The sequence below is a fragment of the Vibrio sp. 10N.222.49.C9 genome (assembly GCF_041474985.1).
Taxonomy (GTDB): domain Bacteria; phylum Pseudomonadota; class Gammaproteobacteria; order Enterobacterales; family Vibrionaceae; genus Vibrio; species Vibrio crassostreae_C.
In genome coordinates, this window is sequence record NZ_JBFRVD010000516.1 from 1 (window position 1) to 258 (window position 258).

The 258-nt window shown below is 49.2% G+C and carries 1 protein-coding gene; it reads left to right on the top strand.

Going from position 1 to position 258, the window contains the following annotated elements:
• Positions 1 to 7: 7 nt before the first annotated feature.
• On the top strand, positions 8 to 258 hold a 251-nt coding region (locus AB4585_RS24255; protein ID WP_372171308.1), incomplete at its 3' end, for a YkgJ family cysteine cluster protein.

Genomic DNA, 258 nt, shown 5'->3' on the forward strand with positions numbered 1-258 from the left:
GGATACTATCCCAGTTAAGCAAGAGTCTGAGCCCGAAGTCAGTTGTAATACTTGTCGCGCTTGTTGCTGTCGATTAGAAGTAATGATCATTACCGATACAGGCGTCCCTGAAGAGCACATAGCAAGGGATAAGTGGGGAGGGGAGACCATGCTTCGTCTAGATGACGGATGGTGCTCTGCGGTGGATAGAGAGACCATGATGTGCACGATATATGAAAACCGCCCATGGATTTGCCGCGAATTCGAGATGGGTTCGTA